Origin of the sequence: Bacillus cereus group sp. TH152-1LC (genome assembly GCF_027710505.1) — a bacterium.
Taxonomy (GTDB): domain Bacteria; phylum Bacillota; class Bacilli; order Bacillales; family Bacillaceae_G; genus Bacillus_A; species Bacillus_A mobilis.
On the sequence record NZ_JAQFNK010000003.1, the window covers coordinates 391,126 to 410,370 of the forward strand.

Consider the following 19,245-nt stretch of genomic DNA (forward strand, 5'->3'; position numbering starts at 1 on the left):
AGGACGTATTCTATATTTTTTATCTCATATCTTTAATATAAATATATATCATGAGAGGAAATATATGATGCTACATAAGTCGTATTAAAAAACAAGACACAGAAATATGCTGTGTCTTGTTTTTTTATATTTTCAAATACCGATCCAAGTGTAACTGTTGCATATGTTTCGTATGTATCACAACATCAAATGCACTCCCTAATCCTCCGCTCAAAATCATAGAACGAACTGCACGATTTTGTTTTTGAATTTCAGAAAAAGGATTTCTATCTTGGTGACCTGTAAGCTGATCTAGTATTCCTGCTGCTAACAAGAATTCAGACTGCTTCTTATGCCATACTGTATCCATGCCTTGCAAGCTAAACATCTCTTTCAGTTCATCCCAATGAATATGAGCAGTAAGATCCATTTCACCTGGATGTGCTAAAGGATTACGGATTAGCTTATGCTCGTAATATCCTCGTAAACTTCCTTCTTGATGTGCAGGATGCATCCATTCTTCTTTTGTATATCCATAATCAACTGTAATACATATACCTTTTTGAAACCATTTCGCAATGTCTTTTATATATTCTTCCATCGCAATTGGCACTTCAAAACGCTGCCCTTCTGCAAGATGAATATTATATTTCAATAAGTATCGACCGATGCTTTTATGTAACGGCCTCCTTACTTCTGCAAGTTTCCCTTCCTCCGTGTACGTAACACGTACCTCATACAACATTCCATTTCTCTTCTCAATTACTTCAACAGGAAATGCATCAAATAACTCATTCGAAAAAAGAATCCCATCGAACGATTCTCCCATTTCACTATGCGACGTATAATACGAAACATTTGAAAACGAACAAAGATTTTTCTGCTGTAAATTTCTATGAAAAGGACTCATTTCAATCATTGAATAGTTTAAATCAATAAAGGTTTCTGGAGAGACTTGCTTCCACTCTTGTAAAACATCATAGGCAAACCTTCCTGTTCCCCCACCAATCTCACAAATATTCGGAGCAACTTCACCACTTTCAACAAGACGAATAAAAAACTTAGCAAAGGTTTTTGCAAAAACAGAGGATACATTGCTACTTGTAAAAAAATCCCCTTGCCTTCCAATTTTTTCACGTTCTTTCATATAATAGCCATGCCCCTCTGTATACAATACAAGGCTCATATACGTACTATACGAAATTGAATAATCCTTCTCTTTCCCCATCCATTCTTTTAAAATGAGCTCCATCCCCATAATGACTCCTTACTGTAAAAATGGATTATTTTCTTTTTCAAAACCAATGCTTGTTTCTGGACCATGTCCACATAGCACCGCTGTTTCATCTGGTAATACAAATAATTTTTCTTCAATACTTCCAATCAATTCAGCAAAACTTCCACCAGGTAAATCTGTTCTTCCGATACTCATTTGGAACAATACATCTCCAGAAAATACAGCATTCGCCTCTTTACAATAATAAGAAATACTGCCCGGAGAATGTCCTGGCGTCTCAAAAACCTCAAAATTAAATGAACCAATTGCTAATGCACCTTCTGCATCAATAATACGATCTGCTGGTTTTGCTGTAATGCTGCGATTCATCATAAAAATTTGAGAACCATTTACAGTTGCATCGCCTAACCAATCTGCTTCTTCTTTATGTACGTACACAGGAATATGAAAAGCGTCTCTTACCGCATCAACAGCGCCAATATGATCGAAGTGAGCATGTGTTAATAAAACAGCCATTGGCTTTAATTGTTCTTCTTGTAAATATGTAACGAGCTTCTCTCCTTCGTGACCAGGATCAAAGATAATACACTCATTTTGATCATTCGTTAAAATATAAGCATTCGTTTGTAATGGGCCTAACGGCATTTGTATCCATTTCATATGAAAATCTCCTCCAATTATTAAACTTACTTTCAATGATACAACATTTTTTTCTCTTAGGAAAAGAAAGGATGCTATCTCGACAATCATTTTTAAAACATGTACAATATAAAAGAGTAAATATTCCAAAAACTCATATTCAGGAATGGGTAGACAGAGGAGGATATTGTATGGGCCTTGTTATTATTTTTGCGCTAGTCACTCTGTTAGCTGTATTTGCTACGCTTAGAACACTTCGTGAAAAGAACTTTTTCGCAGGCGGCTTTGCAATTGCAACTGTACTCGTTTTCGGATGGTTTACGATCATGACTGTTCTATATAACGGGTACCCACCAGCAGCTTAATTCATTAACATGTTATTCTTCATCAAGATTTCACACAAAAAGAGGAAGGGTTTCCCCTTCCTCTTTTCATATTTCACAACTTATACCATCTTCGCTTCGTATTTGTGCTTTTTTACAAGCCAAGCTCCTCCGATAACACCTGCATCATTACCAAGTATTGCAATCGCTAACTTCGTGCTCTTTACAGCACGTGAAAAAGCATATTGCTCGAAATAACGTTGAATTGGCTCTAATAGTGCATCTCCAGCTTTAGACACACCGCCGCCAATAACAATTTTCTCTGGGTTCAACGTACTAGCAAGGTTCGCTACAGCTAATCCTAAATAAGAAGCTACTTTTTCTACTACTTCGCCTGCTAGCTCGTCACCTTGTCCAAGTGCTTCAAACACATCTTTTGATGTAATGCGCCCTTCTTCTGCTAACATAGAACGTAGCATACTCTCTTTATCAGTCTCTTGTATTTTTTGCATAGCAACACGCACAATACCTGTTGCAGATGCAACTGTTTCTAGGCAACCAGACTTCCCGCAATTACATGGGAAAGCATTCTCTGTAACGACTGTAATGTGTCCAATCTCACCAGCAGCTCCACTTACGCCGTGTACAATCTCACCATTGGCAATTACACCGCCGCCAACACCAGTGCCAAGTGTCATACAGATTAAATCTTTTGCTCCTTCACCGGCACCTTTCCACATTTCACCAAGCGCTGCTAAGTTTGCATCATTATCAATAACAACAGGTAATCCTGTTTCTACTTCTAATAAATCTCTTAACGGATAGTTTTTCCATCCTAAGTTAACCGCTTCGTAAATCATTCCAGATGCCACGTGTACAGGACCAGGAGCTCCCATACCAATACCGATTAACTTACTCTTTAATTCACCTAATTCTTCTAACTTTTTATCAATAGCTTTCGCTACATCAAGCGTAATATGTTTTCCTTGCTCATTTGTATTCGTAGGGATTTCCCACTTATGTAAAATTTCACCGTACACATTAATAAATGCTAATTTAATCGTTGTACCACCAAGGTCAACACCAACTAACCATTTCTCTTCCATGTTGCTTACCTACCTTTATCTAATTCTTATTTAGCTCTTTTTGAATTTCTTGCTTCAATAAAAATAAAGCTGTTTGATAGTCTTGTGGATCGATTAGCTGTGATTGATTTAATTCACGCAATTCATCTTGCATTAATTGTAAATCTGCAATTCGATCACCCGTATAAATAATCGTACCAAATTTCTTTAGCAATTGCTGAATATCATAAATAGATACCATTTCATCACCCTCTATGCTCACTTACTATAAAAATTATAATAAGAAAACGTTCACATATTTTATTATAATCAAGAAGAAAAAGTCTCGTCAATTTTTATTTGTCTATACAAGCCCATTTTTAACCATTGTTCCTTTTTCTGTAATAATTTTTTCTATATTTTTATCAAACGGCTCGACCGGAATATGTTCTACCATTTGAAAACTATAAGCTAATGATAGCGTTTTCCCTTTATAATGCACGAGATAACGATCATAATAGCCACCGCCATATCCAATCCGTTCTCCTCGACCTGTATAAGCTACGCCTGGCACGATTTGAAGATCAATTTCATCTGCATCCACTTCTTCCGTAAGCGCTGGAATTGGTTCACGTAAATTCATATACACTGTTTCTAATTGATCAAAATTACTAATTTGTCGGAAGGACATTGATCGTGTTCCTTTATTACACTTCGGGACAACAACTTTCTTTCCCTCTTCCCAAGCTTTTTCGATAATAGGATATGTATTCACTTCATTTTCCATTGAGAGAGTGATTCCGATTGTTTTAGCTTCAGCCCACTCTTTTTGCGCATACAACAAAAATGCAATTTGCTCTGATAAAGTTGTATACCGTTCTTCTGATAAAGAATTCATGTGCTCTATTATTTGTTTACGTAAACGTAATTTCTCTTCTCTCACACATTTTCCCCCTCACAGTGATACTTTTCTCTACGATGATAGTGTATCACTTTTAACAGAGGAATCGAATAAAAAAAGAAACAGTAGGAAAATATTCCTACTGCTTACTTTGTTTCACGGTGTAACGTAGACTTCTTGTCACGCTTGCAATACTTTTTAAGCTCGATACGCTCAGCGTTGTTACGTTTGTTTTTCTTTGAGATATAGTTACGATCTCCGCATTCTGTACATGCTAGAGTAATATTCACACGCATTCTTATTTCCCTCCAGTACTAATAACTTAAATCAGACTATACTATAATACCACTTTTAAAATAAAAATTCTACACCTTTTGATATTGTCTAATTTTTTCTATAAGATTTTTCATGTTTTCCCTTGCTATTACTGGGTTTCTAGCATGCGAATACACTAGAAATTTCGGTTGTTTTGTGTCGGAAACGATATAAGACCACTCTTTTTCGGTATATTTGAATTGTATTCCTTCAAATATACCTTCTTCTTTTCTTTCCATATCAGCTAATAATTTCCTCATTACTTTCCCTTTTTCATTCCATGAACATACAACTTCATCACACAGTAAATAAAGCGGAGGCGATTGCTCTACTATGCTGAGAAAGTTTTTTCCCTGCAATGCTATTAGCTCAAATAATTTTCCTATTCGATATAAAATATCTCTCTTCCATCTCGCTTGAAACGACTTCTTTTCATCCTGCGTATAAAATAGAAGGTAACATTCTCCTAATTTCAAAGACATTGGGTAAATATTTCCTGTCGATTCAAGTAATAAATCTGGAATATCTACCTCTTCAAAATCTGTACCTTGGTAAATATTACTATGATTATCATATAACTCGAAATAATTTCCTTGCTCCGAAAACATAAGTGCCATATTTGCTTTACTTGATTTCATCAAGGCTTTCACATGATCCTTTTGTTCACCTGCATAGATCCATGTAACTGTACATCCGAGCCTTTGCAAAAAGAGCATAAGTAAATGTTGTAACATATCATTTCTTTTATTAATAAGAAGGTGAAACTTCTGTTTTTGAATTTTTTCAATATCAATGCGTTCTAATACAGCCTCTATATAATCATCTAAAGAAACGTGGACTAGCTTATTCCGTCCCATTTCCTTCTCACACACGTAATAAAACGACTCAGACATATATACTTGTTCTATCGCTTTTTGCTGCTTATACGTTAATTGTACCCCATCCTTACCATACAACTTTATTACAACCTCTTTTTCATTTTCCACTTGAATGAAAACCCCACCTGCACATTGCAAATCCTGAATACTATACTGAAAAAGCGACTCGTTCATTTCTTTACATTCCATCGTATGAACCCCGATACCATGAATCGCATGAAGAAAGAGATTTTTATAAGAAGTCGTTTCTATATATTCTTGACTCCCGATTAATATACTTTCTCCTTTAGCAAAAAGAGATCCATACGCCATCGCAACCTTCACAATAAATTGAGGAGTGATCTCAACATTACCTCTTCCTACAATGCGGCTTTTTTGCAACCACCCTGCACTCTTTTCACTTTCTTGAACACCAGCCGATCCTACTACCGAATAGCTGTCAATCGCCTTATATGGCCATAGTTTTCCCTTTTGCTTAATTACCGTACTTTTCCCTATATGACAATGATCCGCTACAATACTTTTTTGAAACAGTGTAACGTCATCTTCCACCATTGTATGCTCTCCTATTGTCGTTTCTAATAGCTCGCAATACTGCCCAATGTGCGCATTTGCAAAAACAATACTTTTTTGAAGATGAGAATAACTTGAAACAATACTATTTTTCCCGATAATAGAGTACGGCTCAATTACAGCTCCAGCACCAATCTTCGCTCCTTCTCCAATAAAAGAAGGGCCGTGAATTTTCGTTCCTTTTCCAATCGCCACACCTTCCCCCATCCATACCATCGGCAATACTTCCGTATAAGGAATAGGTACTTGCAATTTTTTCGTTAACAAATCAAATTGTGCTTGTCGATATTGATCAAATGTACCGATATCTAACCAATAGCCTTCTGACAAATATGCAAATAACGCTTTCTTATTTGCCAATAATGGAAACACATTTTGACTGAAATCAAAAAATTCTTGGGGCGGTATGTAAGAAAAAATTTCTGGCTCCATAATATATATACCGGTGTTCACAATGTTAGAGACTACTTCATTCCAGCTCGGTTTTTCTATATATCGTGTAACCTCTTGTTCTTTGTTCATTACAACTAAACCGAATGAAAGTGGATTTTCTACTTCCTTTACAAACATAGTTACCATTCTTTTCTTTTGTTCATGAAACGTAATTCCTTCTGATAATTGAAAATCAGTTAACGCATCCCCGCTTATTACAACAAACGTTTCATCTAAAAATGTTTCCGCTTGTTTAATACTCCCTGCGGTTCCAAGCGGTGGAGAGTCTTCAAAGTAGTACAAGTTAACGCCCCACTTGCTACCGTCACCAAAATATTGCTTAATAGCTGTACTCATATACTGAACAGTAATTGCAATTTCACGAATACCATGCTGACGCAATAATTCAATATTGTATTCCAAAACTGGCTTTTCTAATAATGGTAACATTGGCTTTGGAGTATTACATGTTAATGGTCTAAGGCGTCGTCCTTTTCCTCCAGCTAAAATAACCCCCTTCATATACTTCAGCCTCCACTTATATAATGTTCAGTGACTCCATATACGATATGTATATTATCTACCCCGCATTAACTAGCAGTATAAAATGAAACTTTAATTAGTAGGGATTTTGCTGCATCTCCCTCTGATCATTAACCCTGATCACTCAGGCTTTTACAGGCAGTAAAACTCCCTAAATACATGTACCTTTTAAATACCCTGAAAAGAAAGCGCTTACTATCAACTCGCTAAAATATTACTTATTAAAATGAATAGCATGTATGTCCTATTTTTTCCATTACATTATGATACATCTTATCATCATAAACTAAAGGAAACAACGAGCTTTTTTTGTCATGTTTTGACTAAAAAAAGCAGGTGATGTTTCACCTGCTTTTTTTCTTCATTCATTTAATAAGTAATGCTTTCCTTTTACTAAATAAAAAACATTTTCAGCAATATTTGTAATATGATCTGCTACACGCTCGATATATCTCGCCACAAAGGATAATTGTGTAATTTGTGTAATTGCTTCTGGTTGTTCTGGAACTGAAGATATAAATTCACGAATCGCTTTCCCATATATTTCATCAACTGAATCATCCATTTCGGCAATTTGTTTCGCAAAAGTTAAATTTTCTTGCTCGTATGCTTCCAACGCTAACTGTAACATCTTATTTGCAATTGCAAACATTTCATCAAGATTGTGCAAACTAACAACCACCTCTTTTTCCCCAAGACGAATTGTTGATTTCGCAATATTAACAGCATGATCTGCAATACGCTCTAAATCTGTCGCTGTTTTAATTGAAATGAAAATTCTTCTTAGATCACTTGCTACAGGTTGCTGCTTCGTAATAAGCATAAGCGCAAGATCATTTATTTCCTCTTCTAAATTATCCATACGATAATCACCATCTATTACCTCTAACGCTTTCTCTACATCCCTTTTATGAAGACCTTCCATAGCAAGCAATAAAGCTTCTCTTGCTAGCTCTCCAAGCTCAATCACCTTTTGCTGTAACGTTTTTAAATCACATTGAAACTGTTCTCTTACCATTGTTTCTTCCCCCTCAATATTATGTGCCATTATATATAAATCTCCTACCTAGCCTACTGTAATAAGCGTTACGATAGGAGAAGTATTACTTCTCTAATTAAATGAGATAAAAATAAGAAATACCCTCTGTTAAGAGGGTATTTACTCTTATCCTTGCAACGATATCAACCGAATCGGCCTGTAATATAATCTTCTGTACGCTTATCTGAAGGTGTCGTAAATAATTTATTTGTATCTGTATATTCCACAACTTCGCCACTTAAGAAGAAAGCAGTTTTATCTGAAATACGTGCTGCTTGTTGCATATTATGCGTTACGATAACGATACTAAAGTCTTTCTTTAACTCTTGAATTAATTCTTCTACTTTTAACGTTGAAATTGGATCTAGTGCCGATGTTGGCTCATCCATTAAAATAACGTCTGGTTCAATCGCTAAACAACGTGCGATACATAGACGCTGTTGCTGTCCACCAGATAAACCGTATGCATTATCATGCAAACGATCTTTTAACTCATCCCAAATCGCTGCTCCACGTAAACTTTTTTCAACAATTTCATCCAATGTTTTCTTATCACGAATACCATGAATTTTCGGGCCATATGCTACATTTTCATAAATAGATTTCGGAAATGGATTTGGCTTTTGGAACACCATTCCCACATGAGTTCTTAATTCTTCAACCGGGTATGATTTATCAAATATATTGCGCTCTCTATATTCAATTACACCTGTAGTTCGCACGATTGGTACTAACTCTACCATACGATTTAATGTTTTTAAGTACGTTGATTTACCACAACCACTTGGCCCGATAATTGCTGTAACTTCATTCTCATGAATGCTTAAGTTAATATCTTTTAAAGCATGGTCTTCTCCGTACCATAAATTTAAGTTTTTCGTATCGAATACTACTTTCTTTGGCGCAGTTTCGATTTTCTCCTCGTTTTTCACCTGTACATTTACTACTGTTGCTACCATTTGAATTCCCCTTTCATCCATTTCCAACTTATTTTCGATTTCGTAACCATAAGACAATGATATTGATAAAGAGCAACAAACCTAACAAAACAATCATCCCAGCAGCTGCTACATACTGAAATTCTTCTTGCGGCCTACTCATCCAATTAAAAATTTGAATTGGTAAAACTGTAAATCTATCAAACATACTAAATGGAACATAATTTGCAAATGCAAGTGCCCCGATAACTAATAACGGTGCCGCTTCTCCAATCGCTCTTGATATCGCTAACGTACAACCCGTTATAATTCCTGGGAAAGCATATGGCAATACAATTTGATACATCGTTTGCCACTTCGTAGCACCTAATCCGTAAGAAGCTTCTAATAATGAACTTGGTACAGATCGTATCGCTTCTTGACTCGCTACAACAACTGTCGGTAAAACGAGTAAACTCATCGTCAGTGCCGCCGCAATGATACTCTCACCTAAATGAAGAGCATATACAAAAATTGTTAAGCCGAGTAATCCAAATACAACGGAAGGTACTCCTGCTAACGTTTGATTATTAATTTCTATTACCTTTTTAAATATAGATTCCTTCGCATATTGCTCTAAATAAAGTGCAGTCCCGACTCCAAATATAAAGGAGACTGGTATAACAATACTCATAAATAATATTGTTCCTGACAAAGCTGCAGCAATCCCAGCTTCTTTCGGATTACGCGAAGCAAAGTTTATAAAGAAATCTAACGAAAGGTAACTTATACCTTTTTCAAAAATTTGAAAAAGCAAAATAAGCAGTATTACTATTGAAAATAAAATTGCTATATAAAATAACAATTTGTAAACTCTGTCTTTTAAAAAGCGTGATGCCATATTCTCTTGTATTTTTTTATGATTCAACATTCGCATATTATGTCACCCTCCTAAAGCGGCGCATAATAGACTGCGAGATGATGTTCATCATAAGAGTAAACAAGAATAACGTTGCTCCTACAGCATACATGCTGTAATAAGTAATTGTTCCATGCGGAGCATCACCTAAACTCACTTGCACAATATAAGCTGTTAGCGTTTGAATAGAGTGTGTCGGATCGAACGATATATTCGGTGTTGATCCCGCTGCAATGACAACGATCATCGTTTCACCAATTGCTCTGGAAGCAGCTAATATGATCGCTGCCATAATCCCTGTAAAAGCCGAAGGAAATACGACTTGTTTGACCATCTCAAACCGAGTTGCTCCAAGTGCTAACGAAGCTTCTTTCGTTCCTTTCGCGACGGCTCTCATCGCGTCTTCAGATAGAGACGCAATTGTAGGTATCATCATAAAGCCAATAACAATACCTGGACTAATTGCATTGAAAAACTGTAGATCTGGTATAATCCGTTGTAAAAGCGGTGTGACAACTGTTAATGCAAAAAAACCATATACAATTGTCGGAATACCTGCTAATAGTTCTAACATCGGTTTTAATACTTTCCTTGCACCGTTCGAAGCATATTCGTTTAAAAATACGGCACACGCTAAACCGATAGGAATTGCTACGAGCATGGCAATTGCTGTTACAAGGAACGTTCCACATATAAGTGGTAATATACCGAATTTAGGATCTTCAAAAAAAGGTAACCATTCTTTTCCCATCAAAAAGGAGAGTAATGGTGTTTTTTGAAAAAACATCAATGTTTCATTTGCCAATGTAAAAATAATTCCAAGTGTCGTTACAATAGACACGCTAGCAATTATTTTTAGTAATAATGGAACGATTCGATTGATTCGCTGCGTTTTTTTTCTTTGTTTTGTATTTCTTTCAATCAAATGTTGCACAGAAAATGTAATTTGACTTTTGTCATTATGAGCCAAAGATGAAAACCCCTTTCCACCCTGACATTACCTTTTTATTTCTGTTAACATCCGCAGCTGTTCATTGTATTTTTCTTTTGGTAATTTTACATATCCAACCTCTTCAGCAAGATTACCTACATGCTGAATCATAAACTCAATATAGTTTGCTACATTCATTTTATTTCGGATAGATGCATCATTTACATAAGCAAATAGCGACCTAGATAATGGCTTATACTTACCTGATTGAATGGTATCTTTCGTCGGAAGTACACCATTCACTTTTATTGCTCTCACCTCATCTCGATTGGCCATATAATAAGCATATCCTACAAAAGCAATGGCATTTTTATCATTCATTACCCCTTGCATAATAACTTGATCATCTTCAGACAAAGAGACTTTTTTTACAATGCGACTATTTTGTAAGATGACATTTTGAAAATAATCATACGTACCAGAGTCTACACCTGGCGCATAAAACTTCACCTGTTCACGTGGCCATGATGAATGAATTTGTGACCATCGCTTTTCACTTTCATCTTCACTCCATAATAGACGTAACTCGTCTACCGTCATATTGTCTACCCAAGTATTTTGGCGATTCACAACGATCGTAAGACCATCGTAAGCGACTTCAAACGGTGTAAACTGAATGGAGTTTTTCTTCATTTCATTTTCTTCCACTTGTTTCATTGCTCTCGAAGCATTATTTATATCTACTTCTCCTTTACTGAAACGATTAAATCCTCCTCCTGTTCCAGAAACACTAATGGAGATTTTCACGTTTGGATGCACCTTTGTATATTCCTCCGCTACTGCTTCTATAATAGGAAAAACTGTTGAGGATCCATCAACTCTCACTTCTCCCATTTCATTCACAGCAAATGCAGTAGACGTGCCAACATAAAGGAAACATGTCGACAGTATGAAAACTTTAATCGATGCACTTATCCATTTCACGTGTTCTTCCTCCTAGAAGTAACCGGAAATAACAGGATTACAGATATAAGAATACTGCTAAACTATTAATTCGGTTTTAATTGTTTGTAAAAGTTTTGTAAAGTTCCACAGGAATCAACATAAGGTAAAACTTGAATCCGTATCCACCGTTCATCTTCACAAATAATTAGCTCATAAAATTGTTATCCTCCAGAGGTTTGCGTAAGTATCATTTGTGAGATCTCTCATTTTTTTCGATATAATATGCTTGTCCACCTTATTAAAACGTATGCATGAACCATAAAAAAAAGCACACTATCTTTTCAGATAGTGTGCTTTTTTTAAAACTTTTTATTCATCATCTTGCTCTTTATTTTTCTTTTTATTATCTATTTCCTCTTTTGTAGCTTCACCATTTTCTATTTTTTTCAAATCAAAGTACGCATCCATAATGTCACGGCTAATATATCCGTTAATACCTGATTTATCATCTACCCAAGGTACAACAACAGAAAATGCTACTTCAGGATCTTCAAGTGGCGCATAACCTACTAATGTTAAGTTATATGTTTCCTTACGCTCACCATTTGCTTTTCTACCAATCTCTTTATCTCCGCCATACACAGTTTGAGCTGTACCTGTCTTACCAGCAGCTTTATATGATGCGCCTGTAAAGTATTTCGCAGCTGTACCACCAGACTCATTAAATACTTGTCTAAATCCTTCCTGAACACGTTTAATTTGTGATTCAGGCATATCAATACGATTTAGCACTTTCGGTTCCATTGAATGAACCACTTTTCCAACCTCATCTTGTTTCACTGCCGGTTGACGAATTTCTTTCACAACTTGCGGCTGCATACGGTAACCACCATTTGCAATTGTTGAAACATATTGCGCTAATTGAAGTGGTGTATACGTATCATACTGTCCAATTGATAAATCTAATAAGAAACCTGGCTGAATTCCTTTACCTGTTTGGCCCGCTGATTCATTCGGTAAATCAATACCTGTTTTCACACCAAGTCCAAACTGTCCGAAATAATAACGCATCGTATCAAATGCTTTTTGTGGTATATCTAACGTACCACCTCTCACATATTGAACACCTGCGAGATTCATCGCCGTTTTAAACATATAAACGTTAGAAGACATTTTTAATGCTGTCAGATCATTAATATATCCCATCGTCTTCCAAGAAGATTTTTTCGGCGTTCCTTTCAATACGATTGGTTCATCGAGTTGAACTGAACCTGGTTGAATCGCACCTGTTTGATAGCCTGTAAGTACTGTCGCACCTTTTACAGTTGATCCCATCGGATAAGAGCTTGTCATCGTTCCTAATGCGAAATCTTGTACTTTCGTTTCGCCATTTTCATTCACTAACTGTTTCCCTGCCATAGATAAAACTTCACCATTTTTTGGGTTCATCATTACAACGAATGCACGATCTAAAAGAGGTTGTCCCCCTTTATATCTCAATAAATTTTTAGTGATAATTTCTTCTACACGCTTTTGTAATTCCATATCAATTGTTAAATTCAGATTGTTACCACTCTGCCCTTTTGATACATTAATCGTTTCTAAAATATTACCGTTTTTATCTGTAATATTTCTCACTTCCGCTTTATTACCGTGCAAACTATCTTCATATTGCTGCTCAAGATAACTTTTCCCTACACGGTCATTTCGGTTATAATCACGAACAAGATAGTAATCTAGTCTTTCTCTCGGTAAACCTTCATCAGACGTTGACACCCCGCCAAGTACACTTCGGAATAAATCATCATAAATATACTTTCGATCCCAATCAACATTCGTATCTACACCTGGTAATGCTGCTAGGCTTTCACTAATAATCGCATATTCTTCTTCTGTAGCATCTTTTTTAATGACTTGTGGCGTCATCGCATATCCGCCGTCCATTTTGCTTTTAATCGCTAGTACTTCTAAATCTTTTGCGGATAATTGATTCACTTCTTCTTCTGTCACGCGATTTCGTTGACGCTCATCTAATTCTTTATCGTCAATTTTTTTATCTTTTAACTCTTGACGATCTTTATTCGTAATTTTTTCTTTCGCTTCCTCTTTATGAATAGCAAGCCAATAATCTTTTTTATCGCGATCTGTTAATTTATCTGTCGGTACTTCAATCAAATCTGCTAGCTTTTTCGCTGTTTCTAAGCGAGCCTCTGCAGTTGATCCTTTCATTTTTGTAAATGTAATCGTACGTACAGCTGCATTATCTACTACAGCTCGCCCATAACGGTCAAATATTTTCCCACGTGGTACAGGATTACTTATCGTCGAGTTCTCTTTCCTCTCCACTTCATTCTTATATTCCTCACCGCGAACAATTTGTACATATCCAAGCCTTACAATAACCGCGGAGAACATTAAAAACACGCAGAAAAACAGCACGTTTAACCGAAAAGGAACGTGAGTCTTTTTCTTTTGTTGTTTCTGCTTCTTGCTCATACAAACCCCCTCTACCAACAGCTATGTAATGTGAAAGGGACACCTTCATACAGGTGTCCTCACTGCTGTCTTACATCTTTTTCTATTCTAGCATAAAACAAACGAGAAGTTAACCTTCTGTTATATAGAAAACTTAAATTTCCAAAAAACGCAACAACCTACTATATTACGCAGTTTCATGCTATATCGAAAAATATAATTGGCAACACTTTTCTAGTTATTTGTGACCAAATCTGTTACCGAAAAAATTCAAAACTAAACTATTAAAAAATAAAAGAGCACAGCGTGTATAAAAGGTGCGTCAACACCCCTTATACCGTCCGCCTAACCTAGATAGGCAAACACTTGCTGTAACTCTTTATGTACCCCATTTTACCGTACATAAGGGTTCCTCCGCAACAGTTTGCTTACATTTTGTGGCATTCTGTTGCTTTTTTATTTCAGAGGAGACGAGCCCTTATGAAAAAACTGACGGCCTATAATGCAGATGTTCAAAAATATATGCAACAAAATTGTTTAAGTACACAAAAGAAAAATGAAATTATTGATGCTATTAGACAGCATATCGATGATACGAATCAAAGCTTCGAAAGTTTATTTCCTTCTCAATCTAAGCGGAAAGGTGTAATGGATCATATTATTTATTTACTTTCAGGAAATGGCATATGCAAAATTGCTGCTGAAACACTAGCAGATAAGGCTGACTGTTCTATAAGAACTGTGACCGATACTGTTCGTGCATTAAAACAAACAGGTGAAATCCTAGTCGCTGGATTAGCTGATGGTAAGAATAAATATGTATTTGTATTAAAAACGCACCCCAATTTCACAACAATCATGACAGAAGTATTTTACATAGATGCCAACCAAATTGCCGAACAAAATGCCGAGCAGGTTGCCGAACAGAAAAACTCTGAAACCGTTGAGGGTGTAAGCCTGAAAGACGAAAAAACGAGTTCTAACTATAATAACTCTATTAACTCTTTTAATTCCTTAAAACAAGAAAAAAATAATGATAAAGTATCCTTAATGGAATCTATTGAAATTGAGCTGAAAGAAGCGCAAAACGATTTCCAAAAAGAATTCGAAAGAATCCATACGTATTTTGTGAATGAATACCAAGAAATGATGTACCACACAATCAAAGCTGGAACGTATCACCCTATTTTAAAAACCAATGCATCGATTATTGGTCTGCGTGTAGGTAGCAATTGTGATGAAAACCTATTTCATCTTGCATTCAATGCGCTAGGGAAAATTGATAGGTTCTTAAAAAACAACGGTATTCTTACAGACAGTATACAAGCCTTATTTACGAAAGTTTATACGACTAACATCAAACTATCTAGAATTCCTAAAAAAACTAATATAGGTCCTTCTGATGTACATAACCAAGAATCATCATTCATTTTTTACAATTGGCTAAATGATACTGGCTCAAAAGAGCCGTCCACAAAGACACTAGACGGCTCTCTTGCTCCAGGTGTGTATTACAAAATATCTAAAGAAGAAGCTGATGAAATGGGGTTATATTGAATAGAACAGATGTCCTGATTTCACTTTACAATTCAGGTATAACATGTACTTTTGTATATACACCTTGTTGCACAGCGAATTGTTCTAATGTCTTTTGCCTGTATGATGTGAGCGTAAAAAAGTGAATAATAGGGACTTTCCCGTTATATTTGTTTTTATAATACACAGTGAATTCACCGTACCGATTCATTTTTTCAGCGTTTATATTCATCGTCTGTTTACGATCAATTTCTACAGCGTTTAATATCCCGTCGTCATCTCGGAATTTCACATCAGAAATAATCGTTTTCTTTCGGTCATTTACTTTATAACGGATGGGTGCTTCTATTTGCCAGTCATCAGGACAAAACAGATAAAGCCATGCTTCGTTTCTCATAAGACTATGCGCTAACCGACTATTGGGTATAACTTTCTCATTATCATCAAATAGCTCTCTACCCTTTTTATTTAGGTAATATACATGTTCTTTTTTATACACTGTACTATTCACGAATGAGCTTAAACCCTTTAATATGCGGTTTGCATTTCTTATGCCACCTAAATCATGTATAGCCATTAAATGCCTACGTGTAGCAAATTTCAGCTTTCTAATCGAGGTCAGAATCATCATTTGTCTGTTGATTTTGATATGTGTCTGGATGTTCATCTTTCTTCACCTCATATTGTTTTAGTACTTCCCACATCTTTTCATTTGAAATATATGGGACTTGAACTTCAGTCAATCGATCAGTCTTGAAAATCGCACGCCCTGGAATGCTGTGTATGGTTTCAAGTCCTGGTTCATCTATAACAACTTGTGAAGCTGTTGCTGTTGGCAACCTGAAGCCTAGCTTCGCATCTGAATTCTGTTTCACTTGGCGTGGTAACGTATCCCCAGTTGGATACTGTGTACAGAAAATTAGTCTAAACCCTAATGCTCCACCTATACGCGCTATGTGAGACAGCATTTGTTGGCAAGCTCCTAATAACTTTTGTTGCTCTCTATTCATATTTTTATCAGGGCAAAGTTCTGCGCCTTCATCCACGATAATAAAATAGCGTTCTTTTATATTTGTTTCTACCACATTGGTATAATGGTGTCCTTTCATAAAAAGCATTTTTTCTTCCATTCTTTTTAAAATCATACTCAATACTTGAAAGGCCTCAATTGGCTTTTCCGCAATAGATTCTACCTGTTTTACGTTCGTGTAAGGCCCAAACTCCAATCCACCCTTTAAATCAATAATGTAAAAGTGAACATACTCTGGATTAGCTACAGTAAGTGAAGTGAATACATTCTTTAAAAACACCGTTTTTCCCATCCTCGTTAGTCCACCTAAAGTCATGTGCGGTGTTTTATCAAAGTCATGACAAATTAACTCTTCTAAACTTTGCCCGATTGGTACACGCCATTTGCGCTCTTGAATTAAATCCGTTGACCATTCCCATCTCGTAGGTATTTCTTTATGGAATACTCGAATGTTCAATTTATAATTATCATACTGGATTCGAACGGGTTTATTTAGTCCTTCAGAAACAACATCCTCGACCTTCTGAATGATTTTACTCGGCATACCAACAGGTAAAGTGTAAATGTATGTTGTGCTGCGATCATCAATATTTTTCTTTTGAAATTTTGGATAATGTAGCTTTTCTTCTTTTTTAATTGCAATTCCAGACACTTCAAAGAATACTTGTATCTTGCGTTTATCATCATCTTTACGTTTGAGATTATCACTTACCAAGGCATATCCAAATGAAGCAATGGGTATTAACAATAATTCAAGCATGGATGAACACTCCTATATATCTTATAAGGATATAGTTGCATTTTTTTGGAAGATAACAGGACGAGCATTTTTGCTTGTGAGGTCTATTGGCTCTCTCTTCCACATCGTATTCCTTCATAGAAACATAACGAGAATATAACGTAGAAGATATAAGAACGAGCCCGTAAGCGTTGTATACAAGGTCATACGTGGAAGCCAACGTGGAACACTCTTCCCCATTTTTTCAGTTACACTCATCGCGATTACAGACAAACCTGTTGCTGTCCAAATAATTACCGCTTCCCCTGCAAGTGTCATAACCATTCCCCCTCGGTCAGTTCTTCTTTTTCACGAAATTTAATCCCCGATTTAGTAGCTACAATCTGATACCGCTCCATTAAATCTTGCCAATTCAATATATCCTCCTCTTCCCCATATAAATCTTCTTCAATGACTTGTGATAAGCTGAAATACCCTTTGTACTCTTTTTTATCAAATACTTCATGGTTCCTCATGTGAGTGAGAATTGATTCCATTTCTTTTCTGGATCTTGACTCGTTATACATGTGACGTAGTTCTTTTGATGAATATAAATACGGTGTTGCATTGAGGTAACTATACTGAGAACGCATATAATCCTCTCCTCTATTGATATCTACAGTGCCATTTGGAATTCCAAGTAGATTTCTTCGTGGGCTTCCGAATGGAAGTAATATAGGTATATGAACGTGGAAATTGTTTTTTGCATGTCCTCATCATTTTTTCCACTTATTACTTGTACTTTTTTTGCAGGTATTTGAAATTACTTGTAGAAATTGATTTCTTGAGGTGAACACGTATGAATTTTAAATGTAGATTGAAAATCATATTTGCAGAAATGGATATTAAACAAAGTGACTTTGCTAAAAAAATCGGCATCGACGGCTCGACTCTTAGTGCCATTGTTCGGAATAGAACTCAGCCAAGATTTGATACTGCATATATGATTTGTAAAGAACTAAAAAAACCTATTGAAGAAATATGGATACTTGAAGAGGAGTAACACAATGCAAAAACCAACATTCAAAACACTAAATCAAATCGTTGAAGGATACTATCATCCAGAAAAGGGATTATCTGAGGTTGCAAAGTTTATTGTAGAACATGAGGAAGAATCTTTATTTGTACTGGATTACAAAGGAATTTTGTATCAAAAAACATCCGGTCAAAAATATGATCAAGGTTACGAAACACTACTACTACCTTATACAGAAATACATTCAAACTCTAAACAAGACTTACTACAGCTGTTGAAACAAAAAATGATTGTTTATTTTACATATACCGAAAAAGATCACCAAAAAGAGGATTTTGTACCTTTTATGAGGAATCAGATTTTTTCATTTATGAGTCATCTGCTGAAAAATATCCAGCAGAATAAAAAAGCAAATGCAGTTAAATTTGTTCTCATGGATATTGAGGCTATAGGTTATATTCCTAAACTTCCTAAAATTATGGCTGGTTGCCGTGGGTTTAATATGGGGACTTGTTTATTTGTAGATGATAAAAAAACGCTATTGTATGGATATGACAAAGAACAAGTAGATAAGATGTATAACAACAGTCTCGTTATTTCTAAAGTACACAAATAAAGAATCCACCTCCAAAAGGAGACGGATTCTTTATTGTGCAATAGATCAGAGAACTTTCACTTCAAACATACAATACATATTTTTTACAGTCAATAAAAAGTTCTACTTTTCAATAATGTTGGATATACTGTAAATGTCATCGAGAGAATCACCACGTGAGAGGCGCCTTCAACTAGGGAAGGCGCCCTCTTATATTTTA

The 19,245-nt window shown here is 35.8% G+C and carries 21 protein-coding genes; 4 read left to right on the forward strand and 17 right to left on the reverse strand.

Features of this window, described 5'->3' with window-relative positions:
- Window positions 1–124: 124 nt before the first annotated feature.
- Window positions 125–1,237: a class I SAM-dependent methyltransferase gene (locus PDL00_RS11845; RefSeq protein WP_242254737.1), complete on the reverse strand. Its 1,113-nt coding sequence runs from the start codon at window positions 1,235–1,237 to the stop codon at window positions 125–127.
- Between the two features lie 9 nt (window positions 1,238–1,246).
- Window positions 1,247–1,876, reverse strand: a complete 630-nt coding sequence (locus PDL00_RS11850) for an MBL fold metallo-hydrolase (RefSeq protein WP_270729134.1) — start codon at window positions 1,874–1,876, stop codon at window positions 1,247–1,249.
- 170 nt (window positions 1,877–2,046) lie between these two features.
- On the opposite strand from PDL00_RS11850, the gene PDL00_RS11855 reads away from it, so the two are divergent.
- Window positions 2,047–2,220, forward strand: a complete 174-nt coding sequence (locus tag PDL00_RS11855; RefSeq protein ID WP_000524846.1) for a DUF2759 domain-containing protein — start codon at window positions 2,047–2,049, stop codon at window positions 2,218–2,220.
- Window positions 2,221–2,300: 80 nt separating this feature from the next.
- Here PDL00_RS11855 and glcK read toward each other — a convergent pair whose 3' ends face one another.
- The 11 genes from glcK to PDL00_RS11910 all read right to left on the reverse strand — a co-directional run bounded on the left by glcK (window position 2,301) and on the right by PDL00_RS11910 (window position 14,131).
- Window positions 2,301–3,284, reverse strand: a complete 984-nt coding sequence (gene glcK, locus PDL00_RS11860; RefSeq protein ID WP_073516517.1) for a glucokinase — start codon at window positions 3,282–3,284, stop codon at window positions 2,301–2,303.
- 19 nt (window positions 3,285–3,303) lie between these two features.
- Window positions 3,304–3,504: a YqgQ family protein gene (locus tag PDL00_RS11865; RefSeq protein WP_000253699.1), complete on the reverse strand. Its 201-nt coding sequence runs from the start codon at window positions 3,502–3,504 to the stop codon at window positions 3,304–3,306.
- Window positions 3,505–3,606: 102 nt separating this feature from the next.
- Window positions 3,607–4,185: a 5-formyltetrahydrofolate cyclo-ligase gene (locus PDL00_RS11870; protein ID WP_242254741.1), complete on the reverse strand. Its 579-nt coding sequence runs from the start codon at window positions 4,183–4,185 to the stop codon at window positions 3,607–3,609.
- A 104-nt stretch (window positions 4,186–4,289) separates the two neighbouring features.
- On the reverse strand, window positions 4,290–4,439 hold the full coding sequence (gene rpmG, locus PDL00_RS11875; RefSeq protein WP_001265616.1) for a 50S ribosomal protein L33: 150 nt from the start codon (window positions 4,437–4,439) through the stop codon (window positions 4,290–4,292).
- A gap of 69 nt (window positions 4,440–4,508) precedes the next feature.
- Complete coding sequence (locus PDL00_RS11880) at window positions 4,509–6,863, reverse strand: sugar phosphate nucleotidyltransferase (protein ID WP_270729138.1); 2,355 nt, start codon at window positions 6,861–6,863, stop codon at window positions 4,509–4,511.
- A 382-nt stretch (window positions 6,864–7,245) separates the two neighbouring features.
- Complete coding sequence (gene phoU, locus PDL00_RS11885) at window positions 7,246–7,902, reverse strand: phosphate signaling complex protein PhoU (RefSeq protein ID WP_098237943.1); 657 nt, start codon at window positions 7,900–7,902, stop codon at window positions 7,246–7,248.
- 164 nt (window positions 7,903–8,066) lie between these two features.
- On the reverse strand, window positions 8,067–8,882 hold the full coding sequence (pstB, locus tag PDL00_RS11890; protein WP_000226681.1) for a phosphate ABC transporter ATP-binding protein: 816 nt from the start codon (window positions 8,880–8,882) through the stop codon (window positions 8,067–8,069).
- Window positions 8,883–8,910: 28 nt separating this feature from the next.
- Entirely contained in the window at window positions 8,911–9,777 is an 867-nt protein-coding gene (gene pstA / locus PDL00_RS11895; RefSeq protein WP_242254746.1) for a phosphate ABC transporter permease PstA, read from the reverse strand.
- A 1-nt stretch (window position 9,778) separates the two neighbouring features.
- Entirely contained in the window at window positions 9,779–10,729 is a 951-nt protein-coding gene (gene pstC, locus PDL00_RS11900) for a phosphate ABC transporter permease subunit PstC (RefSeq protein ID WP_270729141.1), read from the reverse strand.
- Window positions 10,730–10,756: 27 nt separating this feature from the next.
- On the reverse strand, window positions 10,757–11,674 hold the full coding sequence (phoX, locus tag PDL00_RS11905) for a phosphate ABC transporter substrate-binding protein PhoX (RefSeq protein ID WP_270729143.1): 918 nt from the start codon (window positions 11,672–11,674) through the stop codon (window positions 10,757–10,759).
- Window positions 11,675–12,004: 330 nt separating this feature from the next.
- Window positions 12,005–14,131, reverse strand: coding sequence for a peptidoglycan D,D-transpeptidase FtsI family protein (locus PDL00_RS11910; RefSeq protein WP_242254752.1), 2,127 nt, complete (start codon window positions 14,129–14,131; stop codon window positions 12,005–12,007).
- A gap of 459 nt (window positions 14,132–14,590) precedes the next feature.
- Between PDL00_RS11910 and PDL00_RS11915 the strand changes: the two genes are divergently transcribed.
- Window positions 14,591–15,667 (forward strand): cytosolic protein, encoded by a 1,077-nt coding sequence (locus PDL00_RS11915; protein WP_270729145.1) that lies wholly within the window; start codon window positions 14,591–14,593, stop codon window positions 15,665–15,667.
- Between the two features lie 25 nt (window positions 15,668–15,692).
- Here PDL00_RS11915 and PDL00_RS11920 read toward each other — a convergent pair whose 3' ends face one another.
- The 4 genes from PDL00_RS11920 to PDL00_RS11935 all read right to left on the reverse strand — a co-directional run bounded on the left by PDL00_RS11920 (window position 15,693) and on the right by PDL00_RS11935 (window position 18,047).
- Window positions 15,693–16,313 (reverse strand): replication-relaxation family protein, encoded by a 621-nt coding sequence (locus PDL00_RS11920; RefSeq protein ID WP_270729147.1) that lies wholly within the window; start codon window positions 16,311–16,313, stop codon window positions 15,693–15,695.
- Window positions 16,255–17,436, reverse strand: a complete 1,182-nt coding sequence (locus tag PDL00_RS11925) for an FtsK/SpoIIIE domain-containing protein (protein ID WP_270729149.1) — start codon at window positions 17,434–17,436, stop codon at window positions 16,255–16,257. The genes PDL00_RS11920 and PDL00_RS11925 overlap by 59 nt, the downstream gene beginning before the upstream one ends.
- A 114-nt stretch (window positions 17,437–17,550) precedes the next feature.
- The gene (locus PDL00_RS11930) at window positions 17,551–17,733 is read right to left on the reverse strand and encodes a hypothetical protein (protein WP_270729151.1); all 183 of its coding nucleotides are present in this window, start codon (window positions 17,731–17,733) and stop codon (window positions 17,551–17,553) included.
- Window positions 17,730–18,047 (reverse strand): hypothetical protein, encoded by a 318-nt coding sequence (locus tag PDL00_RS11935; RefSeq protein ID WP_270729153.1) that lies wholly within the window; start codon window positions 18,045–18,047, stop codon window positions 17,730–17,732. The genes PDL00_RS11930 and PDL00_RS11935 overlap by 4 nt, the downstream gene beginning before the upstream one ends.
- 206 nt (window positions 18,048–18,253) lie before the next feature.
- Here PDL00_RS11935 and PDL00_RS11940 point away from each other — a divergent pair, with 206 nt between their 5' ends.
- Both PDL00_RS11940 and PDL00_RS11945 read left to right on the forward strand, forming a co-directional pair.
- A complete protein-coding gene (locus tag PDL00_RS11940; RefSeq protein WP_001009469.1) occupies window positions 18,254–18,457 on the forward strand; it encodes a helix-turn-helix transcriptional regulator in 204 nt (67 codons plus the stop codon).
- Between the two features lie 4 nt (window positions 18,458–18,461).
- Complete coding sequence (locus PDL00_RS11945) at window positions 18,462–19,046, forward strand: type IV secretory system conjugative DNA transfer family protein (RefSeq protein ID WP_270729156.1); 585 nt, start codon at window positions 18,462–18,464, stop codon at window positions 19,044–19,046.
- Window positions 19,047–19,245 lie beyond the last annotated feature (199 nt).